At 72.8% G+C, this 5,231-nt stretch carries 7 protein-coding genes; all 7 read right to left on the bottom strand.

All coding sequences use genetic code 11. From position 1 onward, the window contains the following. A partial coding sequence (gene tatB, locus OZN99_RS24820; protein WP_270937921.1) for a Sec-independent protein translocase protein TatB occupies positions 1–402 on the bottom strand: 402 nt, incomplete at its 3' end. Positions 403–506: 104 nt separating this feature from the next. Beyond that, on the bottom strand, positions 507–1,628 hold the full coding sequence (locus OZN99_RS24815) for an ABC transporter ATP-binding protein (RefSeq protein ID WP_270937920.1): 1,122 nt from the start codon (positions 1,626–1,628) through the stop codon (positions 507–509). Between the two features lie 200 nt (positions 1,629–1,828). After that, positions 1,829–2,692, bottom strand: a complete 864-nt coding sequence (locus tag OZN99_RS24810; protein WP_270937919.1) for a choice-of-anchor K domain-containing protein — start codon at positions 2,690–2,692, stop codon at positions 1,829–1,831. Positions 2,693–2,696: 4 nt separating this feature from the next. Then, positions 2,697–2,861 (bottom strand): hypothetical protein, encoded by a 165-nt coding sequence (locus OZN99_RS24805; protein ID WP_270937918.1) that lies wholly within the window; start codon positions 2,859–2,861, stop codon positions 2,697–2,699. 90 nt (positions 2,862–2,951) lie between these two features. After that, positions 2,952–3,656 (bottom strand): SMC-Scp complex subunit ScpB, encoded by a 705-nt coding sequence (scpB, locus tag OZN99_RS24800; RefSeq protein WP_270937917.1) that lies wholly within the window; start codon positions 3,654–3,656, stop codon positions 2,952–2,954. Next, on the bottom strand, positions 3,640–4,458 hold the full coding sequence (locus OZN99_RS24795) for a segregation and condensation protein A (protein WP_270937916.1): 819 nt from the start codon (positions 4,456–4,458) through the stop codon (positions 3,640–3,642). The genes scpB and OZN99_RS24795 overlap by 17 nt, the downstream gene beginning before the upstream one ends. Further along, positions 4,458–5,231, bottom strand: a 774-nt coding sequence (locus OZN99_RS24790) for a site-2 protease family protein (protein ID WP_456299899.1), incomplete at its 5' end; no start/stop codon positions are given. The genes OZN99_RS24795 and OZN99_RS24790, both read right to left, overlap by 1 nt.

Genomic DNA, 5,231 nt, shown 5'->3' with positions numbered 1-5,231 from the left:
CGCCGCGGCCGGCGGCGGGACGGGATCGGGCACCGCTGCGGCCGGCGGCGGCGTTACCGTTGCGCCGTGCTCGGGCGGCTTGCTCTCCCAGGCGTCCTTCAGCGGGTTGCCGATCGGATCCTCGGTGAAGGTCTTCCGGATCGACCCGTCCTTGTCGATCTCCTTCTCCACCACGCTGCGGAAGTCGAAGTTGCGGATCTCGTTGATCTGGTTCCGCACGTCCTCGAGCTTCGCCTCGCGGACCACCTCGTCCACCTGGCTCTGGAACTCGCCGGCCATGCGCCGCAGCTTCTGGATCCCCTTGGCGATCCCGCGCACGGCCTCGGGCAGGTCCTTGGGGCCGATGACGACCACCGCGACCACCGCGATCAGCGCGAGTTCCGTCCAGTCGAGACCGAGCATGCCACCCCTTCCCCGCACCCGGTTTTCCGCCCGGGCGGCGGGGCGTTCCCGTTAGCAGGAAGGACGCGCCCCGCCAATGAGGCCGGCCGGAAGAGACCGGTTACTTAGGGTGTCTCGGCCGGGAATACGAAGGCCCGCTCGGCATCCATCGCCACCGACACCTTCTCCCCCCGGCTCAGCCAGATGCCGGGCGGCAGCCGCGCATGCAGGTGCAGCAGACCCCCCTGCCCGTCCGGCACGGCCAGGTGCACCAGGGTGGTGGCGCCGAGCAGCCGGCAGGCCTCCACCTCCGCCACCGCGCCGCAGCCCGAGAGCCGTCCGGCCAGCGGCGCCGGCGGCCCTTCGGCGGAGGGCGCCTCCAGCACGCGCAGCCCTTCCGGCCGCAGCAGCACCTCCACCGGCGCGCCATCCTCCCGCGGCAGCCCCTCCGGCGGCAGGCGGTTGCCCAGGTCGATGGTGCCGATCGGCGTTTCCGCGCGCGCGCCCATCAGCCGGGCGGGCAGGCGGTTCACCTCGCCCAGGAAGGTCGCGACGAAGCGCGTGGCCGGCGCCAGGTACAACTCGGCCGGCGTGCCCAGCTGCTCGATCCGCCCCGCATTCATCAGCGCGATGCGGTCGGCCATGAACATCGCCTCCTCCGCGTCGTGGGTGACGATCAGCGTGGCGATCCCGGCTTCCTGCAGCACGTGCAGCGTGTCGTCGCGCACCTGCTCGCGCAACCTTGCGTCGAGGCTGGCGAAGGCCTCGTCCAGCAGCAGCACGGCCGGCCGCGGGGCCAGCGCGCGGGCCAGCGCCACGCGCTGCTGCTGCCCGCCGGAGAGCATGTGCGGCCAGGCCTTTGCGAAGGCCTCCAGCCCCACCCGGGCCAGCGCATCCATGATGCGCCACTTGCGCTGCCCGCGCGGCACGAAGCGCAGCCCGAAGGCCACGTTGTCCTCCACCGTCAGGTGCGGGAACAGCGCGTAGTCCTGGAACACGAAGCCCACGCCGCGCTCCTCCGGCGGCAGGTCGCGGCCGGGCTCGGCGATGGTCTGCTCGCCCAGGCTGATCCGCCCGGCCTGCAGCGGCTCCAGCCCCGCCGCCAGGCGCAGCAGCGTGGTCTTGCCGCAGCCGGAGGGGCCGAGCAGGCAGACGATCTCGCCGGGCTTGGCGGCCAGCGAGAGCCCGCGCAGCACTTCGCCCCGTTCGGGGTATGTGTGGCGGATCTGCTCGAATGCGATGGACATGCCTGCCGGGGGGTTTCCCCCAGCCCGCCGCGGCAGGCAAGCCGGGCGGTGGCGAGACTGCGTGCGCAAGCGGGACGCCAGGACGGCGTTCCCGTGCGGGAAGCGGTTATGCCCTGCGCGGCGCCGGCGCTTCCTGAACGGCAACAGGGGGCAGGCCCTTCGGCACCGCCCCCTGCAGAAGACCCGGTGATCGGGTCGGATCAGCTGCGCCTGCGGCGCACCAGGCCGAGGCCGAGCAGGCCGACGCCCAGCAGCGACAGGCTTACGGGTTCAGGCACCTCCAATGGGCCGTTGCTGGCGGTCAGGAAGCCGCCGTCCGTCGGGTTCTCGAAGGTATCGAGGTAGAGCGAGCCGAATTGCGCGATGAGGTCCACCGTGCCCGTGTTGGTCGCGCCCGCCGGCTTCGCGAAGCTCTCGTACACCCGGAAGGCCGGAAAGGGCCGCAGGATGGCGGAGCTTGTGAGGCTGATCCAATCCGCCTCGGCCTGCTGGCCGGCGAGGGTCGTGAGGTCGACCCCCACGGGGCTGTTCACCGTCAGGGTGATCTGGCCGGAAATCGTCTGCGTGAAGAGGGAAGCAGCCCCACCCGTTCCCGTCGTCCTCAGGGTGAAGCCCAGCACCGTGGGCGTGTTGAGAGCGGCCGTCGGGCCGGCCCCCCACCACTGTTCGTTGGTGAAGGTAAGCTGGCCGATCCGGAACGCGCTCCCCACCAGTTGGTTGGTGAAGTTGAAGGGCTGGAAGCTGATGACGGTCGGCACCGCGCCGGGGGCGAACGCCAGCGCGACGGAGCTCGGCCCGCCGGCGATGGCGCTCGTTCCGGTCGTATAGCCGCCGGGGGCGAGACCCGTGGGGCCGGTCGGCACGATGGACGCCCCGTTCAGCGTGCCCACGACGGAGCCGAAGCCGAACGGGCCGCTGAACGACGTGAACTCGAAGGCGACGGTCCCGCTGCCGGATGTCTGGCCGATGGATGGAGGTGCAAGGAAGCCTGCGGCTTCGTTCGCGCCCCCGAGAAGCCCGGCCACGAGGGTCGCGGCGAGGAAGCTATTCTTCCTGTTTGTCACCCAGTCATTCTCCCGTACCGCATTCGCAGGCGATGATGCGCGCGACCATGCGCAGTGCAGCATCTTTGTCACGGTGCGGCAACACTGTTCGCCGGTTGGCGGTCTGTTTTGTTTGACTGCGCTCATCCGCTGGAAATTCGCGCAATACGCCGCCCAGCCCCTGCGGCAACGGGATGCATCCAGGCGGCTGCCCTATTGGCATGTCTCGACGTCCGCCCAGCGTCGTACGCCGATGCGTCCGCGCCCTTGAAGCCGGCCTTCACCCCGGCGACGCCGTCCCCGGCTCGCCCTCCGCCGCCTCGTCCGGCGCCTCCGCTTCCTGCACCGCCGAGAGCAGGGGCGCCGCGGCCTCCGCGCTGACCAGTTCCTCCCGCTTCGGCAGGTCGCGCAGCGAGGCCAGGCCGAACTGCTCCAGGAACTTGGGGGTCGTGCCCCACAGCGTCGGCCGGCCCGGCACCTCCTTGTGGCCCTTGGGCTGCACCAGGCCGTGTTCCAGCAGCGCCTCCAGCGTCGCCTGGGACAGGCCGGCGCCGCGGATCTCCTCGATCTCGGCGCGCGTCACCGGCTGGTGCCAGGCGATCACGGCCAGCGCCTCCATCGCCGCCCGCGGCAACCGGCGCGGCACCTCCACCACGCGGGTCAGCAGCGGCGCCAGGTCGGGCGCGGTGCGCAGCGCGAAGCCGCCGGCCACCTCGGCCAGCACCACGCCCCGCCCCTCCAGCACGCCGCGCAGCGCCGCCAGCACCGCCTCCGCCTGCTGGCCCTCGGGCAGCACCTGCTGCAGCCGCGCCGCGGTCACCGGCCGGTCGGAGGCGAACAGCAGGGCTTCCGCCAGGCGCACTGCCTCGGGCGTTGCGACGAAGGCGACCTCCGTGGTGGACGGCGCCGCCAGCTCCCCGCTCCCCTCGCCCGGGTCGGCCACGTCCCCGCCAGGGGCGGCCGGATCGTCAGGCGGCGCGGACATCCTCTCTCCCCTCCACGCGCTCGGCGCGGCGGAGCATGATGGGACCGAAGGCCCGCTCCTGGCGAAGTTCCACCGCGCCGCCGCGGGCCATCTCCAAGCCCGCCACGAGCGTGCTGGCAAGAGCCGCCCGGCGTTCCACGGTGTCCAGCGAAGCGCCGACCTCCCCATCCGGCAGGAAGCGCTGCAGCACCGCCCAGGAGGGGAACTCGCCCAGCACGCGGGACAGCTGCGTGATCGCCTCCTGCACCGACCACAGCCGGCGCGGCTTAGGCCGGTAGGGGCGGCGGGCGAGCGCGCGGCGCCGCGCGGCCACATAGGCCTGGCAGAGCGCCGAAAGGTCGGCCCGGATGCCGGAGCGGTCCTGCACGGTCAGGTCTTCCGGCGCGCCGCGCGGGAACAGGTCGCGATGCAGCTGCGGCCGGGCCGCCAGCCAGGCCGCGCCGGCGCGCATCCGCTCCAGCTCCGCCAGCCGGTCCGTCAGCCGGCCGGCGATCGCCTCCGGATCCTCCCCGGCGGTCTCCTCCTTCGGCAGCAGCAGGCGGGACTTCAGCCAGGCGAGCCAGGCCGCCATCACCAGCCACTCGGCCTGGACCTCCAGCCGCAGGCCGCGCGCCCGCTCGATCACCGCCAGGTACTGGTCCACCAGCGCGACGATGGAGATGGTGCCGAGATCGAGCTTCTGCGCCCGCGCCAGTTCCAGCAGCAGGTCGAGCGGCCCCTCGAACCCCTCGAGATGCAGGTGCAGGACGGGCGTGGCGTTGGCGCCGAGCGGGGCCGGAAAGGCCGGGGCGGCTGCGGTCATCAGGGTCCCCCGTGGCCGGAGAGCAGGAACATCAGGCGCAGCACCGGCAGCGCCACCTCGCGCAGCAGCCAGCCGAGCGGGTCGAAGCCCGGCACCGCCATCGGCAGCAGGAACACCAGCCCGATCACCAGCAGCAGCCCGACGCGCTCCAGGCTGGCGACGGCGCGGGCGGCCGGCGCCGGCAGCACGCCCACCAGGATGCGGCCGCCATCCAGCGGCGGGATCGGGAGGAGGTTGAAACAGGCGAGGATGACGTTCACCAGCATGCTGAGGGCGACGAAGCGCAGCAGCCATTCCACAACCCCTGGGGGTAGCGACTCGGCACTAGCCTCAACCCCATGGGCCGCGATCCCGAAGCCCCAGGCAAGCGCGAAGTTGATCGCCGGCCCGGCCGCGGCCACCAGCACCATCCCCCAGCGCGGGTCGCGCAGCCGCCAGATGTCCACCGGGACCGGCTTGGCCCAGCCGAACATCGCCTCCACCCGGCCGATCGTCAGCAGCTGGGTGGCCAGCAGGATGCCCGGCACCAGGATGGTGCCGACCGGATCGACATGGCGGATCGGGTTGAGGCTCAGCCGGCCGAGCTGCGCCGCGGTGTCGTCGCCCAGCCACTTGGCGGCATAGCCATGCGCCGCCTCGTGCAGGGTGATCGCCAGGATCGCGGCGCAGGCGACGGCGGCGATCTCGCCCAGCCAGGGCATGGCGGTCAGGCCACCAGGGGCGCGGGCAGGCGGGCGCGCGCCACCGCCGCGCGCGACGCGGCCAGCCGCGCC

Source organism: Falsiroseomonas oryzae (genome assembly GCF_027856955.1).
In the GTDB taxonomy this organism is placed as follows: Bacteria; Pseudomonadota; Alphaproteobacteria; order Acetobacterales; family Acetobacteraceae; genus Falsiroseomonas; species Falsiroseomonas oryzae.
Note: the sequence above shows the minus strand (reverse complement) of the source record. Positions and strands in the feature narration are given on the sequence as shown.